The following is a 25,203-nucleotide window of genomic DNA, read 5'->3' as shown; positions in this document are numbered from 1 at the left end:
AGCACTCATTATAGAAATCGAAAGTTCGCCGTCAAGATGATTTTCAATCTTTGACATTCGCCGTTGCGGTGCTGCAAAGGCCGTGATTCAATCATGTTTTTTACAGACTTAAGGGTAAAGTGTAGTGGCTCGTCCGAAGAGTGAAGACAAAAAACTGGCATTACTGGAAGCTGCAACCACAGCATTTGCACAATCAGGCATTGCGGCATCTACCGCCGTGATAGCCCGCAATGCAGGGGTTGCGGAGGGGACGTTGTTTCGCTATTTCGCGACCAAAGATGATTTGATCAACGAGCTTTACCTCTTTTTGAAGCAAGACCTTTGTCAGTCGATGATGGCAAATCTGGATCGATCGGTGACCGATGCCAAAACCATGACTCACTACATCTGGAACAGCTACATTAGCTGGGGCCTGAACCATACCTGCGGGCATCGCACGATTCGTCAGTTGGCCGTCAGCGAGAAAATCAGCAAAGAAACGGAACAGCAGGCTGACGATATGTTCCCGGAACTGCGCGATCTTTGTCATCGCTCCGTACGACCTGAGTTTATGTCTGACGAGTATCGCGCCTTTGGCGACGCGCTGTTTCTTTCTCTGGCAGAGACCACCATGGAGTTCGCCGCCCGCGACGCGGCTCGCGCAAAAGAATATATTTCGATGGGATTTGAGGCGATGTGGCGCGCACTCACCCGTGAGGAAAAATAATGGACGGCCAGACTTTACATGCCTGTGCAAAGCGCCTTGCGCTCGAACTGCCTTTTACCGAGCACTGCTGGCCATTCGGCCCGGAATACGATGTCTTCAAAGTCGGCGGCAAAATTTTTATGCTGGTCTCAGAGCTTCGCGGACGCCCGCTGGTTAACCTGAAAGCCGATCCGCAAAAGTCACTGTTAAATCAGCAGATCTACCCCAGCATTGAACCCGGCTATCACATGAATAAAAAGCACTGGATATCGGTCTACCCAGGCGACGACATTACCGAGTCATTACTGACGGAGTTGGTAAATGATTCATGGCATCGCGTCGTAGACGGCCTGGCGAAGCGGGATCAAAAACGCCTGCGTCCAGGTTGATTTATCGTTAACTCCGATAAGTGTTTTTGCATTTTCCTGTCTTATCTTTTTCTTGCTAACCCTGTACCCTGCTGAAACAAAACGCACCCGCAGGGTATGAAAAATCACCAGGAGTAGTTATGGATATTGTTTCTGTCGCCTTAAAACGTTACTCCACTAAGGCATTCGATCCGAATAAAAAACTGACCGCTGAGCAGGCCGAAAAATTAAAAACGCTGCTGCAGTTTAGTCCGTCCAGCACCAACTCTCAGCCGTGGCACTTTATCGTTGCCAGCACTGACGAAGGTAAAGCGCGCGTGGCGAAATCCGCAGCCGGCGGCTTTGTATTCAACGAACGTAAAATGCTGGATGCTTCCCACGTCGTGGTGTTCTGCGCCAAAACGGCGATGGACGATGCCTGGCTGGAGCGCGTGGTGGATCAAGAAGAGCGCGATGGCCGTTTTGCCACCCCTGAAGCCAAAGCCGCAAACCACAAAGGCCGTACCTTCTTTGCCGACATGCATCGCAAAGAGCTGAAAGATGACAACCACTGGATGGCAAAACAGGTGTATCTGAACGTCGGTAACTTCCTGCTGGGCGTGGCGGCGATGGGTCTGGATGCGGTGCCGATCGAAGGCTTCGATGCGGCGGTGATGGATGCAGAATTTGGCCTGAAAGAAAAAGGATTCACCAGCGTAGTTGTGGTCCCGGTGGGTCATCACAGCGTAGAAGATTTCAACGCCGCGCTGCCAAAATCTCGTCTGCCGCTGGAAACAACACTGACGGAAGTTTAATCCCCGCATTTGCATAAGCTCTACACAGCGGTCATCATAGACCGCTGTTTATTAAGGAGACGTTATGCAGGAATTGATATCTCAGGTAGAAGAACTCGGCATTGAAATAAATCACACCACCTCACTGGTGATGATTTTTGGCATTATTTTTATCACCGCCATTATTGTTCACGTTATTTTGCACTGGGTGGTATTACGCGCATTTGAAAAGCGCGCCAACGCCAGCTCCCGCCTGTGGCTACAAATCATCACGCAGAACAAGTTATTTCACCGGCTGGCATTCACCCTGCAGGGTATCATTGTTAATATACAGGCCGCACTCTGGTTACAGAAAGGCAGTGAAGCAGCAGAAATATTAGTAACCTGCGCACAGCTGTGGATCATGATGTACGCCCTGTTGTCCTTGTTTTCCCTGCTGGACGTCATTCTCAATCTGTCGCAAAAATTCCCTGCCGCATCGCAATTGCCGCTAAAAGGCATATTTCAGGGCATCAAGCTCATCAGCGCTATTGTCGTCGGAATATTGATGATTTCCCTGCTGATTGGTCAGTCACCGGCAATATTGATAAGCGGTCTCGGTGCCATGGCCGCCGTGTTAATGCTGGTGTTTAAAGATCCGATCCTCGGGCTGGTGGCCGGAATACAGCTTTCAGCCAACGATATGTTGAAGTTGGGTGACTGGCTGGAAATGCCTAAATACGGCGCAGATGGCGCGGTGATTGATATTGGCTTAACCACCGTAAAAGTGCGCAACTGGGATAACACCATCACCACTATCCCAACCTGGTCACTGGTATCGGACTCTTTTAAAAACTGGAGTGGGATGTCGGCTTCCGGTGGGCGACGCATTAAACGCAGCATCAGCATTGATGCCACCAGCATTCATTTTCTTGATGAGGATGAGCGTCAGCGGCTGCATAAAGCGCACCTGCTGAAACCGTATTTGACCACGCGCCATCAGGAAATTGACGAGTGGAATCAACAGTTAGATGCGCCTGAATCGGTATTAAACCACCGTCGGATGACGAATATTGGCACCTTCCGCGCCTATCTGAACGAATATTTGCGTCATCATCCGCGGATTCGCAAAGATATGACGTTAATGGTGCGCCAGCTTGCGCCAGACGATCACGGCTTACCGATCGAAATTTATGCCTTTACCAATACGGTGGTCTGGCTGGAATATGAAAGTATTCAGGCTGATATTTTCGACCATATATTCGCCGTGATCGAAGAATTTGGCTTGCGCATTCATCAGTCACCCACCGGAAATGATATTCGCGCGCTGTCAGGCGCGTTTCAACGATAACGCTCAGGTACTGGCGCGTGAAATATAGCGCCAGTCCATCATCACCCTTTCCGTCTGCGCGTCAGGATTTTCTATTTTATTCAGCAGCAATCCTACCGCTTTGCGGCCTATATCCCGCGAGGGCTGCTCAATGGTCGAAAGCTGTGGGGAAACCATTTCTGCCAGTTCCGTACCGTCGAATCCCACGACGGCGATATCCTGCGGGATCTGTAATCCGGCATTGAGAATAGCACGCATCGCGCCAGCGGCCAGCGTGTCCGATACGGCAAACACCGCGTCGGGTTTCACCTCTGCGGCAAGCAATGTTTTCATCGCCGCAATTCCTGCACTGGAACTTAACTCGCTGGCGTATTCTACGGCCTGATACTCAAGCGACAGCGCATGCAGCGCCGCTTTATAGCCGCGTTCGCGCAACCGGGCGTATTTATAACTCAGATCATGATTGATTAGCGCAATGCGTCGATAGCCCTTTTCCACCAGGTGAGATATTACCGACTGCGCAGCGTCAACATCGTTAATCCCTACGCAGGAAACCGCGCCTTTATCAGCATATTCCGCGCACTGAACCCAGGGAGCGTCGCCAATCAGCGTGGTCAGTTCCGGTAATTTTGAGAATGCATCCATGGTGATAATGCCATCAACGATTTTCCCCGACAGCAGCTTTAGCGCCGATTTTGAGCGGGCGGTATCCGAGCCGGAATTACACAGCAAAATGCGATAGCCATTCTTTTCCGCCTCTTCTTCAATGCCTTTAACAACCTCTGCACAAAAAGGGTTGGCAATGTTGGAAACCATCACCAGAATCATCGAACTGCGTGCCGTACGCAGCTGACGAGCCAGCAGGTTGGGCTGATAATTGCTTTCTTTAATAGCCTGTAGCACGCGCTCGCGATTTTTGGCTTTGACGGTATCACTGTGATTCAGCACACGCGATACCGTCGCCACCGACACACCGGCAAGCTGGGCGATTTTTTGAATAGACATAACGACGACAAGTCCTGCGGTTTAGGCTTTACGTTGAGGCTACCATAAAATCACTGCCCGGCGAACCGGGTGCGTGTTTAGCGCTGCACTGATACCCAGCGCTGCTGCTGATGGCTTTTTATAATCGCATCAATGATATACATCACATCCGCACCATCAGAAAATGACGCAAATCGACGCTCCGCCGTCGCAGGCATTTTGCCTGCCTGCACCGCCTGATAGAACTGCTGCATCATATTTTTGAACGCATCCGGCCAGCCCTCAATATGCCCACCCGGAAAGTGCGCACTGGCAGCAACATCCGCATTCATCAATCCTGGGTCATCCGTCAGGATCTGGTTCGCCTGCTGACGGTGCCCGACCCAAAGCTGTTGCGGCGTTTCCTGATCCCAGTGCAGTGAACTCTGGCTACCGTTAATTTCAAAGCTCAGGTGATTCTTGCGCCCGGCACTCACCTGTGAAACGCTAAAGCAGCCTTTGCTACCATCGTCAAAACGTACCAGCACCGATCCACAATCTTCCGTCGTCACCGCTTTATCCTCAAATTGCAGGTCAGCCGTTTGCTGGCCAAACGTAGCGTTACTGGCGATGCTGGCTTTTCGTACCGGCCAGACGATAGCCAGATCGGCCATCACCTCGACAATACGTTTTCCAGTGACGAATTGCACCGTGTCACACCAGTGGGAACCGATATCCGCAACCGCCCGTGAGTTGCCGCCCTGTTTGGCATCGACCCGCCAGTTGTAGTCAGTCTCCAGCAGCATCCAGTCCTGCAAATAGCTCCCCTGGACGGCAAACAGACGCCCCACGCTACCGCGCCTGACCATACTGGCAGCCTGTTGTACCATCGCAAACTGACGATAGACAAAGCTCACGCCGTGTACCACTCCTACCTGCTCCGCCAGCGTTTCCAGTTCACGAGCCTCATCAGGCGTCATACACAGCGGCTTTTCTGAAAACACGTGCAGACCCGCGCGTAAAATCTGCCGATTGATGTCGGCATGCAGATGATTCGGCGTACAGTTATGCACCACCTGCAGTCCGGGATGCGCCAGCAGCGCCTCAACGCTGCCGTACGCGTGAGGAATATGAAGAGCATCTGCACGTTCCTGGGCAACCGCCAGCGAGCTATCGCAGAGCGCCACCACGTTCACACCGCCGAGTCGACGCAACGCCTCGATATGTGCAGGCCCAATAAAACCGCTGCCAATAATGCCAACCAGTATCATTTGCGTACCTCATCGCCAGCGGCGAAATCATCAAATGCGCGTGAAGAAACCGGAATAATATGGCGGCGTATAAAATCACTCCCCTCACGCGCCCCGGTTTGCGCGTCTTTCAGGCAACACTCCCATTCCAGTACCGCCCAGCCAGAGAAATCATATTGTGTGAGCTTGCTGAAGATGGTTTTGAAATCGACCTGACCGTCCCCCAGGGAACGGAAACGCCCAGCGCGATCGAGCCACGGCTGATAACCGCCATAGACACCACTGCGGCTACTGGCGTGGTACTCAGCGTCCTTGACGTGAAACGCTTTAATGCGCGAGTGGTAAACATCGATAAACCCAAGGTAATCCATCTGCTGCAATAACAGATGGCTCGGGTCATAGAGAATGTTGCAGCGAGGATGATGATTAACCAGCGCCAGAAAGCGCTCGAACGTTACGCCATCGTGCAGGTCTTCACCGGGATGGATCTCAAAGCAAACATCCACCCCATGATGATCAAAGCGATCGAGAATGGGCCTCCAGCGGCGCGCCAGCTCCAGAAAAGCCTCTTCAAAGCGCTGACGGTTATGCGGTGGCCACGGATAAAAGAAGGGCCAGGCGAGCGAACCAGAAAACGTAGCATGCGCCGTCAGCCCCAGCCTTTGCGAAGCCGCAGCGGCCTGGTGGAGGGTTTCGATGGCCCACGCCTGCCTGGCCTGCGGATTAGCGCGTACAGATGGCGGAGCAAATCCGTCAAAAGCGTCATCGTAAGCCGGATGGACGGCAACCAGTTGGCCTTCAAGATGGGTAGATAGTTCGCTAATCACCAGCCCATGCCCGGCCAGCATCCCACGAATATCATCACAATAGGCCTGACTTCTGGCTGCTTGTTCGACATCAAACAAAGACTTGTGATTACACGGGATTTGTAATGCCTTATAGCCCAGCTCCGCCGCCCATTTTGCCACGCCTTCCAGGGTGTTTAATGGGGGACGATCCCCGATAAATTGCGCCAGAAAAATGCCAGGCCCCTTGATGGTTTTCATAACCCCTCCTGAAAATTACGCCTGCTCTTTGTCGTCATACTTGAAAGAGAAAAGGAAAATCACGGCAATCACTGCGGCAGCCACTGCCGGGATCCACCAGAATGTGGTCCACGCCTGAGGCACCGTTTGCCCCGCCACCAGACGGTTGTAAAGTGCGCCTGAAATTTGCGAACCAAGCAGCATACCGATCCCATAGGTAAACATAACGATCATGCTTTGCGCCTGACCTTTTACTTTCTCCCCGGCGATACGATCGGTGTAAATAAAGCCGACCACGAAGAAGAAGTCGTAGCACACGCCGTGCAGCAGAATGCCGAGATACAGCAGGAATCGGCCCTCTTCGCTGATGCCGAGGGCAAAGAATGCGTAGCGCACAAACCAGGCGCACATCCCGATTAACAACATGTATTTCACGCCCAGACGCCTGAACAGGAACGGGATCACCAGCATGAAGAAAATTTCAGACATCTGACCAAACGACATCGCCGTACTGACATCGCCAACGCCCGCATCAGCAAGAAACGACGCGGTATATGCGTAATAGGTTCCCAACGGTACAGAAATAAGCATCGCGCAGAGCGAGAAGACAAAAAAATGACGAATCTTGAGTAAGGCGAAAGCATCCGCACAAAACAGATCGCGCACTTTTACCGGCAGCCCTTTCGCTGGTGCGGGCGTGTTGGGCAACGTCAGGCTGTAGAGCGCCAGAATCACAGAAATAACCGCCGCCAGCGTAAAGATGCCGGTAGTATCCGAGATTCCGGTTACGCCGATAAAAATCCCCGCGACAATCCAGCCAATGGTGCCAAACACCCGCACCACCGGGAAAGTTTTGTCTTTATCCGACAGGCTATGAAAAGCAATGTTGTTGGTAAGCGCCAGCGTTGGCATGTAGCACAACGTGTAGCCAAACAGCAGACCAATTAACAGCGCACCGTTTTGCGCCACCAATGCCTGCGGAACAAACCAGAGGATCGCCGCGCCTGCAAGGTGCATCACCGCCATCACCTTTTGCGAGGCAAAAAAGCGGTCTACCAGCATCCCTAAGACGAACGGCGACAGAATAGAAGCAATGGGCCCGGCTGAAAACGCATCGCCAATCAGCAGCGACATGTTGTGCTGGCTCATCACCAGCCCCAGCGTGACGGACCAACTTCCCCAGATAAAGAACTGTAAGAACATCATTAGCGACAGCCGGGGTACCAGCAGCCGGTACTGTACGTTCTGTTTTCCACTACTTTCGGTTGTTGACACCATTTTTTGCCTCACCCTTAAAAAGTAATCGATTACAAAATAGATTCAATAGAAAAGTAATCGATTACAAAATAAAGATCCTGCCAGCAAAGGCAAAATTGCGAGAGCGGTCACGATAAACATTGAGAGAAGATCCGATCCCATCCTGACGATGGGATCGGTAGAAACTTAGCGGGACTTACGACACAGCAGTTTGAAGGCAACGAACAGGAACAGGATCCACACCGGCAGGAGGATAGCTGACAGGCGCATATCGTCCATCGTACACATCAGCACCAGAATCATGCCAAGGAAAGCAATACACAGGTAGTTCCCTGCCGGGTACAGCAGCGCTTTGAACTGCGTGTCACGTCCCTTACGACGCATCGCCGCCCGGAATCGCAGATGGGCCAGGCAGATCATAATCCAGTTCAACAGCAGCGTCGCCACAACCAGCGCCATCAGCAGGCTAAAGGCCTTTTGTGGCAGGACATAGTTGATCAGTACGACCAGAGACGTAATAGCACCGGAGAGGATCAGTGAATTTACCGGTACGCCGCGACGGCTGACGCGGGTTAAGAACTTCGGCGCGTTCCCCTGGACAGAGAGACCAAACAGCATACGGCTGTTAGAGTAGACGCCACTGTTATATACCGACAGCGAAGCCACCAGAATGACAAAGTTCAGCGCAGAAGCCACCACGTTGCTATCAAGATTATGGAAGATCATCACAAACGGGCTGCTGTTGGATTTCACTTCCACCCATGGGTACAGCGCCAGCAGCACCACCAGAGAACCGATGTAAAACAGCAGAATACGGTACACCACCTGGTTTACCGCCTTTGGAATGCTTTTCTGCGGATCCTGCGCTTCTGCGGCAGTAATCCCGATAAGCTCAAGTCCGCCAAAGGAGAACATAATCACCGCCAGCGACAGGATCAACCCGTTCCAGCCGGTGGCAAAAAAGCCGTTGTAACGCCACAGGTTATCAATGCTGGCATGTTCCCCGCCGTGACCGGAAAACAGCATCCACACGCCAAAACCAATCATGCCGATAATGGCCAGCACTTTAATCAGTGCAAACCAGAATTCCGTTTCGCCATACAGACGTACGTTGACCAGGTTAACCGCGTTGATGATCACGAAGAATGCCGCGGCCCAAATCCAGGTCGGGACATCGGGCAGCCAGTACTGCATGTAGATCCCAGCCGCGGTCAGTTCCGCCATGCCAACCAGCACAAACATCACCCAGTAGTTCCAGCCGGACAGAAATCCCGCGAACGGTCCCCAGTATTTATAGGCAAAATGGGCAAACGATCCCGAAACGGGTTCTTCCACCACCATTTCGCCCAGTTGACGCATAATCAAAAAAGCGATGATCCCGGCAACGCCGTAACCCAGTAACACCGCAGGTCCCGCCATCTGAATAGCCGGGCCAATGCCCAAAAACAGGCCGGTACCAATTGCGCCGCCCAGCGCAATTAATTGAATATGGCGGTTTTGCAACCCCCGCTGAAGCGTCGGCTCATTCGTTGACGCGGCATCAGACACGCTGGTGTCAGATGCAGTTGACGCGTTTTTCACGCCCTTCCCCTGTGTCGTTTTTATTGAAGGGGCTTCTTTTAACATTTCAACCTGGTTGTCGCAAGGCGCAATAAGGACCCGCTGTGCCCGTGGCATTGCGTTTGTTCATAATTACAGTGAATTATTCTGGACGAAAAGGCATCGCAGGCCACAGAATGCGCTTTACTGTTTTTCTAACATTTTCAAACGGGTGAACCCGCTGTGTTTCAGCCACTCGTTTTTGAGCCAGGCCAGGCAACGACTGTCATGAATAAGATCATCAAACGACTGGAAATCGTCAAAAGCGCTATTGAACTGGAAGATGAGGAGATTATTTTCCAGCAGGTAGATCATCTGAAAAATGAGCCTATGTCAGTCTTGCCAGGCGCCATCGTTCAGGCGCTCGAAGCACGGCGCTTTAGTGATGCCCTACGTGAAATCACGGCCTGGCTGCAATCTCAACGGGCAGTCTCAACGTGGCAGGATCCTGCCATTGCCGCCAGTAAACTGGAACTAAAAGCGCTCGAAACACAGCTGCGTGACCTGATCGACAAGCGCAACACGCGCATTCAAATCCTCGATGATTTCAACGATCTGTATCATCTTCGCCTTGGGCCGCTGATGAGCCGGATCCTCGAGTTGCGTAAACAGCTCGCCGCCAGCGCCCAGCGCAAACAGGAAGCGGAGCGAAAACGCCGGGAGCAAGACTATCAATCCTGCCAGCACTATATTTCCCAGGCCGTTGATCAATTGGCCAGGCTTAAGCAGCTCTGGATGAACCAGAATTCAGATTCGCGCGAATCGGTGGAAACACGTCAACGAATTCAGCAACAAACGGAGCTTATTACCGCCCTGCTGGCGGAGATTCGTGAGCTGGAAAACGACTTTTCTCGCCAGGACGACAGCGCAGCCCGTCAGGCACAGGAAGAAGCCAGCCATGAATATGATGAATATCAGGAGCAGCAGCAGGATGCGCAACATCGTTTTAGCCGTGACCAACGACTTTCTTCTGAAGAGCGTAATGAGTTAAAACGCCTGTGGCGTCAGGCCAGCCGTCTTTGTCATCCGGACGTGGTGGCGGACGATCTGAAAGAGAAAGCGCATCAGATGATGGTGCAGCTTAACCAGGCGCGCCAAAATGCCGACCTTGCTGCCGTTCGGGCGCTACTGACTCAATTGCAAAGCGGCCTCGAACCGATGATGGCGAGTGACCGATTGAACGATCTGCAGCATTTACGCAGCAAAATACAGCAGCTCAGAGAACAAATTAATGCACTGCTCAAAGAGATTACCGAACTGGAAGCTGAGAACGCCTGGCGCCTTGCCACCTCCGTGACGGATAAAGAGGCTTACTTCTCCGATCAACAACGGGCGCTTACGGAAATCCGCAATACGCTGGAACAACAGGTGCAACAGGTTGAGCAGGAGCTGTTGGCGGGCTAAGCGCTATCAGCGATAGCAAGCAGAAAATATAACATCTTCAAGCGAGATTTGAAGATTAAGCACCAAATGATAAAAATGGCACAAAATGCTTAGTTATTAAGATAAGTCAGAGTTATCAACTTAAATACTCGAGTTTTAGGTCGATAACTGCAAATAAGACAATATTTCTCTCTCCCACCGCTCTCCCTCTCTCTTTATCCTGGCCTTGATTAAGAATTCTCCTACCTGCCAATAGTCCCATTAAGAAGAATGGTTATCTGTTTGAAATATAAGATTTTTCATATAAATCCCCTCCAGTACAAATAGGAATACCCTGTCTTTATAGAAATGGCTGAAACATTATTCGCGTGATCCATAAGCGAAATCTATCAATCATTTACTCAGAGCTGAAATAAACGATTTATCTTAAATTTTAACAAAGTGTAATATCTACTTTAAGAATAGTTAATGATTCAAATTAATACAGAAAATACCTGTTGAATCTGCAATAAATAAGGATGCGTTCACACCAAAGAACGTCATACGAGATTTAATTAACATTTCATGCGTCGCAAGAAACTCTTTTTTTAGCCTAAAAAAAGAGGCGACCGCTTGCACCAAAATTTCAAGGAGATCGTTATGTCTAAGGCTATTTTTTTGGGTGAATCAATTTATCCCTGGCTAGGCATGCGAGAAATCCTACGTGGTTCATCATTATATATTGATATCGCGTACTACTCCTCTCAGACGCTTTCTGCCGTCAACAAAATCCCTTATGAAATGGATTGCATCATTATTAATCCTGACAACTCAGATTTTTTAAAATATGCCAGGATTATCCGCAACATGGCTTTACGCCCTGCCACAAAAATTATTGTTTTGGCAGATGAAGCTACTTTTTCTATTTTTCAAACCGTTTGCGGGAGGAACATGCTGTTCCTCGATCAAGACGCCAGCCTTGATCGGTTACTGCATGCCGTGACGTGCATATCACAAAACAAAAAACCACGTAATATCAAAGAAATAAATAACAAAATCACAGCAAACGAATTTAACGTAATGATGATGCTTGCCCGGGGTTGGTCATTGACTCAAATCGCTGGGGCATCACAAAAAAGTGAAAAAACCATCGGGGCGTACAAAAGCAACATTGCCAGAAAACTCGGGAAAAATAACTCCCGACTCAAGTACACCATTTCTCACTATAGCCAGCCGTAACTGACTTATTTAAGGACAATTATCACGGTTATTATTTAAAAGATTTTCTTTCGGCTCACTTTTTAATTCCGCATCGCACGGAAGGGAATCCTATTTCCAAAAATCTATTACCGGGTAGCACATCCGCGTGCCAACCATAGCCAACAACTCAATGTATTAACAATACACATAACAGGAATGTAGACGAGGGTTATATATGAACAAAGTTTACAGCATTATTTGGAACGCGGTGCTCGGTATCTGGGTGGTCGTTTCCGAATTAACTAAAGGAAAGAAAAAAAGCAGCTCACGTAAAACTGTCGCCGTACTGGCGGCCGGCGCATTAAGCGCTGCTTCAATGCAAGCTTCAGCAACTCCGATCATCGACATCGGTGAACATAATATTTTCGCCGACTACCAGACAGGTATTTCTGTTGGGGATTATGAGGGTGTCCACGACTACGGATTCTTATATGAAGATATCACTGCTGGTCAGGCGCTCAATATCAGCGGCGCGATCCCAACCATCAGTCCGGGTCAAAGTGGCGTTGTTGAATCAACGACCATCAGAGAGCTACTGCAAACTGGCAAAATCACCCTGCAGGCCACCAGCCCTGACCAGGGCGTAAAAACGATTACTACCGCCGAGGAGCTGGCGGAATACCTGACTTATAACCAATCATCAACGCCTTCGCAGAGCACAGAATTTGAGATTAACGACCCGGCGTTCCCCGGCGAAAAAACAACCATTAAAGTCTTTGATACTAACGCGTTAAGTAACTTTCTTACCGAATCACAGATTGGCGATTCGGCACTAAACACTTACGATCCGGCGCAGTCTAAAATCTACAAACAATTTGGCATCGCACTGGCGACAAACGGCTCCACGGCCAATCTGAATTTGGGCGACGACACGCTCAATGTACGCGCCAAAGCCAATACCATCGAATTACTGGCCAAAGACTCCTCCTTACTGGAGGCTCAGGACGCGGGTAGCCAGGTTTACTGGCAATCCGATAACTTTATAAAATTTAACGCCGTCCCGGTTATTCCTGAAAAAACCTTCGCCGGCTCAGCGCAAACCTCCGTGTTTGGCGATGATGTCACGCTCATGACCTACGGCTATGATACGGACGGCAAAGTCGTCGAAACGGGTGAGCGCACATTTAACATCACCAACACGCAGGAGTTGGCCGAATTTAACGACTGGCTGTTGGGCAATAGCAGCGACGCGGCGGAAAACCCGGAAGGCGAAAAAGTCAGCCAAATCCAACTGTGGCTGGAAGCGAATGAAGTCACTACCGTCACCGCAGCACAAACGAAGTATGCCGAGCTGATTGATGGTCTGATCAATTCCAGCAAGCCCTCTGACGTGCTCAGTTGGGATTACGACGTCTGGACAGACGGCTTATCGCATGCCAATAACGCGACCGCTGACCGCGGTGAGCTGCATGCTATTTACGCCAACGGCGCAGGCACCTCCGGCACCCTGAACAAAGATGCGATTCTTGCCGTTGACGGCAGTATTAATGGCGTCATGAAAGCCGTTGATGGCGGGGTTATCACAAACTTTGGCGAACTGAACGCATTACGAACGTCTACCGGGCAGAGCCTGGCGATTGGCATGCTGGCAAAAGACGCGACGGCAACCAAAACGTCAACAGCTATGGCGCATTTGGTATGCAAGGTCAAGGCACCAGCCAGATCACTAACAACGGCATCATCAACCAGGCGATCACCACCGATAACTTTGGTACCGCTTCGGCAGCCGATCCCTGGAGCAAAGACGTCCCCGCTTCTTCGCTGACGCTGGCGATTGGTATGCAATTGTCTGACGATGCGCAAGGGGTCAACAATGGCGAGATTAACGTCGTAGACGGACGTAAAAGCGGTACATCCTTTGCCAGCGGCACCGCTTATGGCGTAGAAGTCGCCGGGAATGCCACCTTTACCAACGCTCAGAATGCCTCTATTTCTCTTGGTCGCGACGCAAGCGATCCGGCTAAAGATGTCACCATGGCAGGCGGTTCCAGCCTGAGCGCCGGTATTATGATCAAGAGCGCCAAAGAGGTGATTAACAACGGCCTTATCACGCTGGGAACCGGCGTCCGTAACGCCGCAGGGATTTTGGTCGGAAATGCCACGGGCAACGTCCTCAATACCGGCAATATCGTGATCAATGGCGGTTCTAAAGGGGGCAGCAGTAAAAACTACGGCATCTCCGTACACGACAGCGGCGCAGAAAATAATCAGGAAATCCGTAACGACGGCAAGATTAACGTGAATGGCACCAACAACGTAGGGATCCACGTTAGCGCCAATAACAAAAATGCCGAAGTCACCACCAGCGCTGCAGGCTCTATCGTGGTGGACGGTGAAGGCGGCGTCGGTAATCGTAACTACGCCATCTGGGCGGAAGGTGGCGCCAACGGTCAGGCAGTGGTCAACGTCTACTCTAATATTACGCTGGATAAAGCCGGTAACATCGGCGTCCACGTGCGTGATAACGCCATCGCTAACGTTGACAGCTTAAGTAGCCCCTCATTTAACAGCACCGATCAGATTGGTTATTACCTGTATGGTAAGGGCGCTACCGCCAATATTGGTCAGGCGGTGATGAATGACAACGGTCAGGATCGCACCACCATTTTCCGTATCGCCAATGGCGCATTGCTGGCCGGTAATACCACTAACCCGAAAGATCAGTCCACCTCCAACCTGGATTTGACTCTCAGCGGTAACAATTCCGTGGGCGTACTCGCCACCGGCGCAGGCAGTAACGTAGATACCGGTGAAGCAACGTTCACCGTTAAGGGTACTGACTCTGCGGCGCTGGTTATCGAAGGCGGCGCGAAAGGGACCATCAGCGATAAAACCACCATCAATTTAACCGGTGAAAGAACCGTTGCCGGGGTTGTGGATGGTCAGGCGCATCAGTTGAATGGTAATACGCAGGGCAATGCCACGAGCACGACCCTCACCTCAAACGCGAAGATCACCTCTGAAGCCAGCGGCAACAAGGTAATCGCCTATGTGGCGAGGAATCTGGGCAACCTGATCCTCGATACCAAATCGATTATTGATCTGGCCAGCGTCGACAGCATCGGTGTCGATGTTCAAAAAGGCGGTAGCTTAACCAATAACTCCTCCCTCGCCCTGCATGTCAGCAACGGCATCGGCGTACGCGCCTCAGGCTCCAGCGCGCAGATTAATAAGCTGGGCAAAATTCAGGTTGATGATGGCACCGCTGGCGTTCTGTTAACCCAAGGGGCAAGCCTGCTGATTAACGGTATGACTGGCGACAGCATTACCACCGATGGCTCCGCTGACGGTATTCGCCTGGCCGAAGGCGCTGGCGCTCTGGCCGCGCAAAGCGTGATGATCCGCGCTGATGGTACCGGTGCCGGTATTCAAAACGATGCCAACAACACCAATATCACGCTGCGTGATGTCACCATCGACTCCAACGATGGCCCAGGGATCCGCACCAGCGTGGCGCTGACCATGAACGATGGGCTGAACAACATCCTCAACGTCAACGGTAAAGGTACCGGCTTCGCCTTTGAACAACGTAATGGCGACGCGGTGACGGGCAATCTAACCATCGGCAAAGGCTATACCATTGAGGTACTAAACAGCGAAGGCAGCGGTATCCGCGCCAATACGGACGGTCGTATCACCACCAATGCCGACATCAACGTGCATGACAGCGCAGGTGGTTCAGCAATCATCGCGAAAAACGTTAGTGCATTGACCAACAGCGGCAAGATTATCTCTGCCAGTACCACCTCACCGGTAATAGACGCCAGCGGCGACAGCAGTAAAGCCATCACCAACACGGGAACCCTGCAGGCCATCAACGACTCGGCCGTGGCAGTTCAGTCTGGTAAAGGCAATGACACCATCGATATCAGCGGCGGTGTGACCAGCGGCGTAATCAACACCGGCGAAGGTACGGATACCTTCAACTGGCGGAGTGGCTCTTATGCTGGCGAAGTGAATTTCGCGGGTACTGGCGGTAACAATAAAGCCAATATCGGCAATGTGACGCTGGATAAAACGCGCCACATTCTCACCGCAGCGGGTACGGGCAACGCCCTCACCTTCACTGATACAAAAGATGCGAAGATTGGTACGCTGGCTAGCGACAACCTGAATACCGGTACCAACATTGGCACCGGCTGGGATTCACTGACCATCAGCGGGTCAAATGCAGATGTACGCATCGTTGAAAACCTGAATCTGGCGAGCGAAACCCTTGCTGTAAACAATGGCGCCACGCTGCGTACCGGTGACCACGTCGAACCAACCAGCACTGCCGCAAGCATTGGCGATTACAATGTCACCACCCAGGGCGCAGACAGCAAGGTTATCTTCGATACTCAGGGGGATACCTCAGCAGCACAGATCTATCACGGCATCATCAGCGGCGACGGGAAATTTGAACGTGCGGTGGGCGGCACCACGGTGTTTACCGCCAACAATAGCTACACCGGCTCTACCACCATTGATCAAACCGGTACGCTGCAGTTAGGTGACGGTGGAAATGAAGGCGAAGTGAGCGCCGTCTCTGACATCATCGACAACGGCGTATTGGCGATTAATCGCGCCAACACCGTGCTGCTCAACGGTGTGATCTCCGGTATCGGTGCGCTACAGCAAATCGGCGGCGGCATTACCCGTCTGAACGGCAACAATACCTATACCGGTAACACCACCGTTACTAACGGCACTCTGCTGGTGAATGGCGATCAAAGCGCGGCGCGCGGCGTCACCACCGTCAGCGGCACGTCCACACTTGGCGGTAAGGGCATTATCGGCGGTAACGTGCTGATGAACGATGCCACAACCATCAGCGCCGGTGACGGCGGTGCGGGTACGCTATCTGTTAACGGTAATCTGCAGCTTGGCAGCAAAACGACCTCCGCTTTTGAACTGGGGCAGGCCTTTACGCCAGGCGGTGCGCTAAACGATCTGGTGAACGTGGCAGGCGATCTGCAACTGGACGGGACCCTGGATGTTACCACGTCGCAAGGCGGTAACTTCGGACCGGGCGTGTACCGTATCTATAATTACGGCGGTACGCTGGATAACCAGACGCTGGAGCTGGGCGCAATACCGGACAGTCAGGATAAGAGCAATATTTTTGTCCAGACCTCTATCGACAAACAGGTCAACCTGGTGAACGCCAACGGCGTTACCCTGCAATTCTGGGACGGGGCGACGGTAAGTCAAAGCCACGGCGCGTCGGGCATTGAGGGCGACAGCAAAATTGACGGTGGCGATGGCAAATGGATGGCGATCGGCAGTCAGGGTGATAACAACTGGACCACGGCAACGGGCGAAGGTAACGCACCTTGGGCGCAGAAGTCCTTTGCCGTCTTCACCACCAAAGGTGGCACCGTTACCGTGGATAACGCCGCGGGAGAAGTTAACTTCTCCGGGGCACAGTTTGACGCCGATGGCTATGTCGTTAAAGGCGACGCACTTAACGCTTATGCCACCACGGAAAACGCGACCCACGCCGGCCAGACGCCGGGAACCGGTGAACTGCTGCTGCGCGTTGGCGCGGGTGGCGCGGGGCAAAACTATACCGCGACCATTGAGTCCGTCATCCGCGAAGCTAGCACGACTGACAAGCTGACGCTGGTGAAAACCGACCTTGGCCGTCTGATCCTCAGCGGTGATAACGCGTATCGCGGCGGCACACGCATTGATGGCGGTACGTTGCAGATTTCCGCCGACAGCAACCTCGGTCAGAGCGGAACCGACCTGGCTATCAACAACGGCTCCACGCTGCAGATGGGCGCGGACCTAACCAGCAATCGCACCATTGCGCTGGGCGCGAATGATAACGCGGCGGTGTTTGACCTCAATTCACATAACTTCACGCCAACCGGTGAGATTACCGGCGACGGTAAACTGAAAGTCACCAGCAGCTCAAGCGATGCGGGTAGTACCCTGTCGCTCAATCGCGCGAACAGCTATAAAGGCGACACAGAAATTGCCGGTACCGGAAATGCCAACAATGTGACGGTCAACGTCAGCAAAACCGGGGCCTTTGGTAGCAATGAAAGCAGCACCGTGAACGTCAATAACGGGGCAACGCTCAATGTCAGCGGAACAGAGACCAGCCTGAAATCCCTGACCATGAACATTGCCGACAGTCTGTTAACGCTGGCGGATAACGTCACCGCCGCGAGCGCAAAACTGAACCTGACGGGTACAGCGAAAGCGCTGTTAACCGATAACGCCACCGCGGGCGAGGCGACGGTTAACGTGTCAAAAGACAGTACGTTGGCGCTGGAAGAAAACGCCAGCGGTGGTTCTGCTAGCGTGAATAACAGCGGACTGATGACCTTTGCGGACCAGGCGTTAGCAGAGAATACCGTCGTTAAAAACCTGGCGGGCGGCAAGGTCGATATCAGCGCAGTCGACAGCGCAACATCTATCGGCTCGTTGTCCGGTGCGGGGAATGTCGAACTGGGCAATAAAGAATTGTCGCTGGGTAATCTGCATCTTGATGACACCATCAGCGGCATTATCAGCGGCAACGACGGCAGCCTGGTGAAAATCGGTGACGGCACGTTAACGCTGACCGGCGATAACACCTGGACCGGCACCACGGACGTCAATGAAGGCGTACTGCTGGTCAACGGTAATCAGTCTGCCGCGACCGGTCAGGTAACGGTGAAATCTGGGGCAACGCTCGGCGGGAACGGTATTATCGGCGGCGCGGTTGATGTACTGGATGACGGCCATATTACCGCGGGTGCGGCCATCAACAGCGTGGGTAAACTGACTACCGGTTCACTGACGCTCAGCGATAACGCACAGCTTGATTACCAGTTTGGTCAGGCCTATACCCCAGGCGGAGCCTTCAATGACCTGATAGATGTGAATGGCGATCTGACGCTCGATGGTAAGCTCAATATCCAGACCTCTCCAGGCGGAAGCTTTGACGTTGGTGTTTACCGCGTCATCAACTACACCGGCACACTAACCAACAATGTGATGGACATTGCCGACGCGCCGGAAGCTGCGGACAGCCTGTACGTACAAACCTCGGTTAAAAACCAGGTTAACCTGGTCAACCATGCCGGGCTGACGCTACGTTTCTGGGACGGCACCGGCGGTGAGAATGGCGAGCTGAAAAACAACGGCGTCATCAACGGCGGCGACGGTATCTGGCAATCCAGCCAGGGTAATGACAACTGGACAACGGATGAATCAACGCCAGAAGGCGCGCTGAATGCACCGTTTACCGATGCTGCGTTCGCCGTCTTCCAGGGTGAAGCGGGCAACGTAACCGTCGATAACAGCAAAGGCGACGTCATCATCAGTGGCGCACAGTTCGCCACCGATGGTTATCGCGTGGGCGGAGAAGCCATTACCACCGATACGGCTAATACGCTGATTCGCGTCGGCGATGGCACAGTTGACGGCGCTAACTACACCGCGACTATCGACAGCGTGATCCGCGGCACCGGCGGCCTGAATAAAGGCGACCTCGGTACGCTCATCCTCACTGGCGACAATACTTACAGCGGTGGAACCACCATCACCTCAGGTACGCTGCAGGTGGCGGGTGATACCAACCTTGGCGCACCAGAGACGGGAATTACCTTTAATGGTGGTACGCTGAAATATGGCGAAGCGTTTGATACCGCTCGTCAGGTGACTCTGGAATCCGGCGGCGGGACATTCGACACCAACGGACATAACGTTTCTCTGCTGACAGAAGTCGAAGGTAACGGTCAGTTGACCAAAACCGGTAAAGGCTCCCTCACCCTGACGCTGGATAACACCTACACCGGTGGCACCACCATCGAGCAAGGCGTTTTACAGCTGGGTAACGGCGGTGATATCGGCAGCATTCAGGGGGATATCGTTGATAACGGCGTACTCAACGTCAATCGTGGCGATACCCTGGCGCTGACCGGTAATATCAGCGGCGAAGGCCAACTGCATCAAACCGGCAGCGGTGTTACGGAGTTGCATGGTGAAAACAGCTACAGCGGCGCAACGCTGATTGCCAACGGTGTACTGCAGGCGGGTAATACCAACACTCTGAGTAGCGCATCACACCACTACGTTGTCGCTGACACCACCCTCAACACGCAAGGTTACAACCAGACGGTAGCGGGACTGAGCAACGGCGGCGATGTTTCACTCATCGGCCAGCAGACTGGCACAACGTTAACCGTCAAAGGGGATTACACCGGCGAAAAAGGGACTATCAACATGGCGGCCACACAAAATGGCAGCGGCGCAGGCATTGCCGACCGTCTGATTATCGATGGCGGTAAAGCCAGCGGTAGTACGCTATTGGATGTCGATGGTTCTGGTCTCGGCGCACCAACTATTGGTGATGGTATCGAAGTGGTAACCGCGCTCAATGGCGCAACCACTACGGCACAAACGTCACGAGACGCCTTCCATCTTGCCGCCGATCGTATGGCAGCAGGCGCATTTGAGTATCAACTGCATGCGGGCAACGCTCAGGGTCAGGGTGAAAACTGGTATCTGAGAAGCGAATATCGTCCAGAAACTATGCTGTATTCTGGTCTCGCCAGCGTCGTTCGTCAGGGCGACATCAGCCTGTTAGGCAACATGCACCAGCGTATGGGGGACGAGGTTAAACCGGGTATTGATGAAGACAATCGCGCCTGGGCAAGAATGATTGGCTACTCCGGTAAAACCAAACTGGATGATGCGGCTGGAACGCAAACCAGCTCCCATACCATGGGGATTCAGGTTGGCGTCGATATGTATGCCAACGAAAGCTGGAAAGCCGGGATGTATACCAGCATTCTTGATATCGACAGCAACGTGAAAGGCACGAAGACAGGCAGCGACGGCAAAGGCGGCAACATCGACGACAACGCGTTTTATGTCGGCGGCTACGCCACCTGGTTCTCGGGCGACGGGATGTATGTTGATAACGTCCTGCAATACGGTAACCATAAATCCCGCCTGGCGGCGACCGGTAACAACGGCTCGTATACCGTCAGAGGCAACACGCTGACGGCGTCAACAGAAGTGGGTAAATCGTTCCGTTTAGGCGCCAGCGCATGGAGTCTGGAACCTCAGGCTCAGTTGATCTATCAATACAGCGACTTTGATAACGGGCGGCTTGATGGTGTAACCCAAACGAAAGTGAAAATGGATACCGCGGATTCCTTTACCGCCCGTCTGGGCGTGCGTCTGGTCGCTGACTATGACACCAACCATGGCAAATTCCAGCCTTACGGCAGGGTCAACGTCTGGCAGGGTCTGGGTTCAAAAGACAAAACGCACTTTAGCAATGCGGTAGCCACCACCACGCTTGAGTCTTCACAACAGTACTCCAGCACTGAAGTTGCAGCCGGTCTGTCATGGTCTATCGACAGAAACCTGCAGGTTTACGGAGAACTGGGTACGCAATTTAGTAACGGTGGCAGTAAGTCGCAGGTTGAAGCACCGGTTAATGCATCAATTGGCTTTAAGAAATCGTTCTAAGCTGACATAAACTCGCTAGCCCTCTGTTTAACAGGGGGCTTTTTTTTGCCTGTCCCGGATACAGGGCTGCCTGATCGCTTCACATATCAGGCCTACGGACTGGCGGAGAAAGCGCGGGAGCGGCCTTCTGGCAACGCGAAACAATCGAGGTTCAGGGGAACAACAGAGAGGGAGAAGATTAAGGATTATACTGCGTCAGGAGTAACGGGATCTCTTCTGCTAACACTGGGGGAGAAATGAAAAAGCCTTGAATTTTGTCACAACCAATCTGCATCAGCCGGTCCAGTTCGGACTGGGTTTCCACCCCTTCAGCAAGAACTTCAATACCAAAATTGTGCGCCAGTGAAATTATACCCTCAACAATCTTTGTTGAGCGGGTATCGGGTTCAATGCCGGCGATAAATTCCTTATCAATTTTTAAGGTATCAAAAGGATATTTCAACAGATAGTTAAGATTGGCGTGGCCGGTTCCAAAATCATCAAGGGCAATTTTGACCCCTATCGCCTTCAGCTCCGTCATATTTTTAGCCGCGACCTGACTGTCGCACAGCGGCGACGTTTCCGTGACCTCTATCTGGCATCGATGGGGCGGGAGACCACATACAGTAAGATTTTTTCTGACGCGTTGGGGTAACAGCGGATCGCAGAATTCAAGCGCGGAAATATTGACGGACAATACAAGGGGCTCTGGCCAACGGGTTGCCACATCCCAGGGAGTGTGGGTAACCATATCTTCAATTGACATGATATTGCCGCTGTCTTCCAGCAAGGTAATAAAAACATCGGGAGAGATCATCCCCATCTGGGGGCTATTCCAACGCATTAATGCTTCAAACCCGCTAATACGCTGATTACGCAAATTAAAAATTGGTTGATAAACCATATAAAGCTGACTGGTATTCAATGCCTTTTCAAGCGCGGTTAACACCTCACTAGAATTAAACATTCCTCTCTCCCTCAACAAATCATAAAAATTAAAAACCAGTCAATATCACTCCCGAATTGTATCTACTATTAGGTGTGTTACATCAGAATAGAATGGCCAGGTTAGGGTAAAAAAGACATACGATGGGTAAATCTGACAATTAATTTATTTAATTCCGAGGTATTGGTCAGTCCCAGCTTGGTGACGACCCTCATTTTATGCGCCTGGATAGTTTTATAATTCAGGCTGACTAACTCTGAAATTTCTCTGGCGGTATATCCGTTTACCAATAAATTCAGAATCTGCTGCTCTCTCTCGGTTAATCTTTTCTGTGAACGATACAGCCGGGGATTCCATTTCCCGGCCGTTAACGACGCCAGTTGACCGAAATCGCGCAGTGAAGATTTCTCCGTCAAAACTATCGTTTTTTCAACATATAATAACTCTACACATAATTTCGCCACCAAACTATCAGCAATAATTACCACGACATTATTATAAAACTTGAAGCGGTTTTTATTCAAAAACTGCACGATAGTTGAACATGGTTGTTCGTTATCAATGATATTAAAAACCATGGTTTGATGCTGGCATAATGATGACTGATGCAACATATCCTCAAACTGGAATGTTTGTATCGGTACATGTTTGCTTGTCAGGTAGGCGAACAAACCGTTGCCCACAAAATTATCACTGCCACACATCAACATCCTGTTCATCGCTCCTTATCAGCATCAAATCTTGTTACTCATTAAAAATTTAATAATAATCTTTTCGACCTCAGCCTCTTCACGACGATTTTTAAAATCGAACTCACATGAGATCTGATGACAGGCATACAATTGATTATCCTCATCAAATTCATTGATCATGACGACATCGATCACTTTCAAATCCAGCTGTAAACTGCCAAACGTATCAAAATCCAGCGCGGCATTTTTAATCACCGCATCTTTATAGAGAAAACGGGAGTTCACATCTTTAACAATTAATGCACAACCGCCCTGCGAGATGTTTTTAATCTTCAGAGAGTAGTTTTCTCCGTTTTTGTAACGACCAAAACAGAAAAAGTCGTAACCCTTCAGGAAGGAAAAACGCTGATTTTGTCGCTGCTGGGCAAAGAAAATCATATCCGGGATGAAGTAGGATAATCCTGCTTGTGCACCTGCTGATAAGGTTTGTTCGAATCTGGCACTAAATTTTACAATCCCACTCTCACTGTGCAGGATAAAGTACTGGACCTTTTCAGGAACAATGTCTTCGTGTCCAGAGATGACAAACCGCTCGAAATCAATCTTCTCTAACTGCGTGATAACACTATGGTTTTCACATAAAACTTCAAGTTTCGTTTTCTTGTGCAACTCTTCACGAAGGGTAGCGATGATTTCAAACTTGTTGTCCTTTGCTAATCCAAAGCTCATTCTAAAACCCTTATTTCCATATTTAAGAGATGTCTCGCTTTTGGTTGCTCACAAAACGCGAGATCAGCATCCACCCCTGGTGCTTAATTACCATAGTGGATTCCATGTCGAACAGTTGGTTAAAAATTAAGTTTTTAACTATCTTTAGCCATTTATTGATACGTAAAAACATTTAATCAAAGTTAATTCTAGCTGAAGCCATGCCTAAAACCACATGAAGTTGTTGGCTAACTATAACAAAAGAGAATAATAAAATTTTTTGAGATGTCATTTTGAGATAACAAATAGCAAGAACTACACAGAAAAAAATAGAGGGAAATGAATGGGTTTTGATGGAAGGACCATGCAGTATGCGGACTGGCGTGCTATCGCAAGAAGAAGAGAAAATGCTTACGGCACTATATCATTAACCAGGAATATAGCTCCGACTAGTTATTGTGAAAAAGTGAATAATTATATTTCACCTGTAAAGCAAATTTACCTTAGGGCAGAAAAAAGGCCAGCATCCTGCTGGCCCGGTAATTACCGAATCGAACTATAGAGGCTTACTGTCTTACAGAGGGTACAACGTTAAAAATTCAATACTTTTGCTTAATAATTGATCGCGATGAATCTGCGATGATCATCACCGCTCCCGCCAGCATTAATGTGTCTTTCAACACCAGACGCCCGGCTCCGGACAAGTACGGAAAACCGTGGTGCAAATCGCCCAGTGGCATCACCCATGCTTCCGGTGTGGTAATTAAAAATGATAACGTCACAATCGGAGTAGCAAATGCCAGTACGCCACCAATTAATCCCAACCAACGGCTAACAGGATTAGCCAGCACCAGCAATGCGATCAGCACTTCGACTACGCCCAGACCATTGGAGAACGTATAGGTGTTATTCGCCTTCTGCCATTCCCGCTCCTGCGGTTTAAACTCACCTTCGTGGGTTAAATGCTGCTTATATTCTTCTGGATGTTCATAAAAAAATGACATTACCGGACTATTGGCAACAAATGGCGTAATACTATCGGCTTCGTAAGGTACAAATTTCAATAAGCCAATCCAGATAAAAACAATGGCAATACTCAGGCGAATCAATGTTAATCCAATTCTATCGCCCTTGCTGAGTAAACGCAGATACTTTTCCATTCAGACTCTCCTCACTTGTACAAAATTGCGGTTGCGTGAGTGCTGCTATCAATGCGCATTGAGGTAATTTTCCAGGACGTTGCCTTCTTTTCCTGCGCCAGCCTGGCGATTGCATGTTCAACAACAGAAGGTGCAGCGGCAATTGCCGACACACTGACGCGGGCTACTTCGACTGGCTGCTGTGCCAGTGCAGAAAATGTCACCGGCGCGGTCAGTAAAGCAGTCAACAATAATGAAGTTTTAAGCATGTTCATTTCTATTTCCATTAACTAGTGATTTCACTCGTAATAGAATAAAACATTGTTGCTTATCTTATTTCCTCCATAACGCCAGAATAACTGTTCATGAGTATTTCTTTATATATGATAAAAAAAAGCCCCACACAGGTGGGGCAATCATGCAAACTAT

General features: G+C 50.8%; 16 protein-coding genes and 1 pseudogene. 7 read left to right on the top strand and 10 right to left on the bottom strand.

Annotated features, from left to right (window positions below):
- Window positions 1-124 precede the first annotated feature (124 nt).
- The 4 genes from WC7_RS19145 to WC7_RS19160 all read left to right on the top strand — a co-directional run bounded on the left by WC7_RS19145 (window position 125) and on the right by WC7_RS19160 (window position 3,156).
- Window positions 125-706, top strand: a complete 582-nt coding sequence (locus WC7_RS19145) for a TetR/AcrR family transcriptional regulator (RefSeq protein WP_016152173.1) — start codon at window positions 125-127, stop codon at window positions 704-706.
- On the top strand, window positions 706-1,074 hold the full coding sequence (locus WC7_RS19150; protein ID WP_016152172.1) for an MmcQ/YjbR family DNA-binding protein: 369 nt from the start codon (window positions 706-708) through the stop codon (window positions 1,072-1,074). The genes WC7_RS19145 and WC7_RS19150 overlap by 1 nt, the downstream gene beginning before the upstream one ends.
- Window positions 1,075-1,193: 119 nt before the next feature.
- Window positions 1,194-1,847 (top strand): oxygen-insensitive NAD(P)H nitroreductase, encoded by a 654-nt coding sequence (gene nfsB, locus WC7_RS19155; RefSeq protein ID WP_016152171.1) that lies wholly within the window; start codon window positions 1,194-1,196, stop codon window positions 1,845-1,847.
- A gap of 64 nt (window positions 1,848-1,911) precedes the next feature.
- Complete coding sequence (locus tag WC7_RS19160; RefSeq protein WP_016152170.1) at window positions 1,912-3,156, top strand: mechanosensitive ion channel family protein; 1,245 nt, start codon at window positions 1,912-1,914, stop codon at window positions 3,154-3,156.
- Window positions 3,157-3,159: 3 nt separating this feature from the next.
- Here WC7_RS19160 and WC7_RS19165 read toward each other — a convergent pair whose 3' ends face one another.
- The 5 genes from WC7_RS19165 to pheP form a co-directional block, all read right to left on the bottom strand.
- A complete protein-coding gene (locus WC7_RS19165) occupies window positions 3,160-4,140 on the bottom strand; it encodes a LacI family DNA-binding transcriptional regulator (RefSeq protein ID WP_016152169.1) in 981 nt (326 codons plus the stop codon).
- Between the two features lie 77 nt (window positions 4,141-4,217).
- On the bottom strand, window positions 4,218-5,369 hold the full coding sequence (locus tag WC7_RS19170; protein ID WP_016152168.1) for a Gfo/Idh/MocA family protein: 1,152 nt from the start codon (window positions 5,367-5,369) through the stop codon (window positions 4,218-4,220).
- On the bottom strand, window positions 5,366-6,394 hold the full coding sequence (locus WC7_RS19175; protein ID WP_016152167.1) for a sugar phosphate isomerase/epimerase family protein: 1,029 nt from the start codon (window positions 6,392-6,394) through the stop codon (window positions 5,366-5,368). The genes WC7_RS19170 and WC7_RS19175 overlap by 4 nt, the downstream gene beginning before the upstream one ends.
- A 15-nt stretch (window positions 6,395-6,409) precedes the next feature.
- Window positions 6,410-7,651 carry an MFS transporter gene (locus tag WC7_RS19180; protein WP_016152166.1) on the bottom strand — a complete coding sequence of 414 codons (1,242 nt, stop codon included), beginning with the start codon at window positions 7,649-7,651 and terminating at the stop codon, window positions 6,410-6,412.
- 165 nt (window positions 7,652-7,816) lie between these two features.
- Window positions 7,817-9,211 (bottom strand): phenylalanine transporter, encoded by a 1,395-nt coding sequence (gene pheP / locus WC7_RS19185; protein WP_032931079.1) that lies wholly within the window; start codon window positions 9,209-9,211, stop codon window positions 7,817-7,819.
- Window positions 9,212-9,457: 246 nt separating this feature from the next.
- Here pheP and WC7_RS19190 point away from each other — a divergent pair, with 246 nt between their 5' ends.
- The 3 genes and pseudogenes from WC7_RS19190 (at window position 9,458) to WC7_RS19200 (ending at window position 21,310) form a co-directional block, all read left to right on the top strand.
- Window positions 9,458-10,633, top strand: a complete 1,176-nt coding sequence (locus WC7_RS19190; RefSeq protein WP_016152164.1) for a coiled-coil domain-containing protein — start codon at window positions 9,458-9,460, stop codon at window positions 10,631-10,633.
- A 618-nt stretch (window positions 10,634-11,251) separates the two neighbouring features.
- Window positions 11,252-11,830, top strand: a complete 579-nt coding sequence (locus WC7_RS19195) for a helix-turn-helix transcriptional regulator (RefSeq protein ID WP_016152163.1) — start codon at window positions 11,252-11,254, stop codon at window positions 11,828-11,830.
- Window positions 11,831-12,026: 196 nt separating this feature from the next.
- Window positions 12,027-21,310: pseudogene (locus tag WC7_RS19200) on the top strand (autotransporter outer membrane beta-barrel domain-containing protein).
- A 178-nt stretch (window positions 21,311-21,488) separates the two neighbouring features.
- Here WC7_RS19200 and WC7_RS19205 read toward each other — a convergent pair.
- From WC7_RS19205 to rclB, 5 genes are all read right to left on the bottom strand, one after another.
- Entirely contained in the window at window positions 21,489-22,256 is a 768-nt protein-coding gene (locus WC7_RS19205) for a putative bifunctional diguanylate cyclase/phosphodiesterase (protein WP_016152160.1), read from the bottom strand.
- Between the two features lie 101 nt (window positions 22,257-22,357).
- Window positions 22,358-22,945: a helix-turn-helix domain-containing protein gene (locus tag WC7_RS19210; RefSeq protein ID WP_019076223.1), complete on the bottom strand. Its 588-nt coding sequence runs from the start codon at window positions 22,943-22,945 to the stop codon at window positions 22,358-22,360.
- Window positions 22,946-22,969: 24 nt separating this feature from the next.
- On the bottom strand, window positions 22,970-23,656 hold the full coding sequence (locus WC7_RS19215; protein WP_016152158.1) for a flagellar brake protein: 687 nt from the start codon (window positions 23,654-23,656) through the stop codon (window positions 22,970-22,972).
- A gap of 578 nt (window positions 23,657-24,234) precedes the next feature.
- Entirely contained in the window at window positions 24,235-24,795 is a 561-nt protein-coding gene (gene rclC / locus WC7_RS19220; RefSeq protein ID WP_016152157.1) for a reactive chlorine resistance membrane protein RclC, read from the bottom strand.
- Window positions 24,796-24,806: 11 nt separating this feature from the next.
- A complete protein-coding gene (gene rclB / locus WC7_RS19225) occupies window positions 24,807-25,043 on the bottom strand; it encodes a reactive chlorine resistance periplasmic protein RclB (RefSeq protein ID WP_029139445.1) in 237 nt (78 codons plus the stop codon).
- Window positions 25,044-25,203: the final 160 nt, after the last annotated feature.

This window comes from Citrobacter sp. KTE151 (assembly GCF_000398845.1).
Lineage (GTDB): Bacteria > Pseudomonadota > Gammaproteobacteria > Enterobacterales > Enterobacteriaceae > Citrobacter > Citrobacter braakii.
This window is presented reverse-complemented; position numbering and strand designations above follow the sequence as displayed.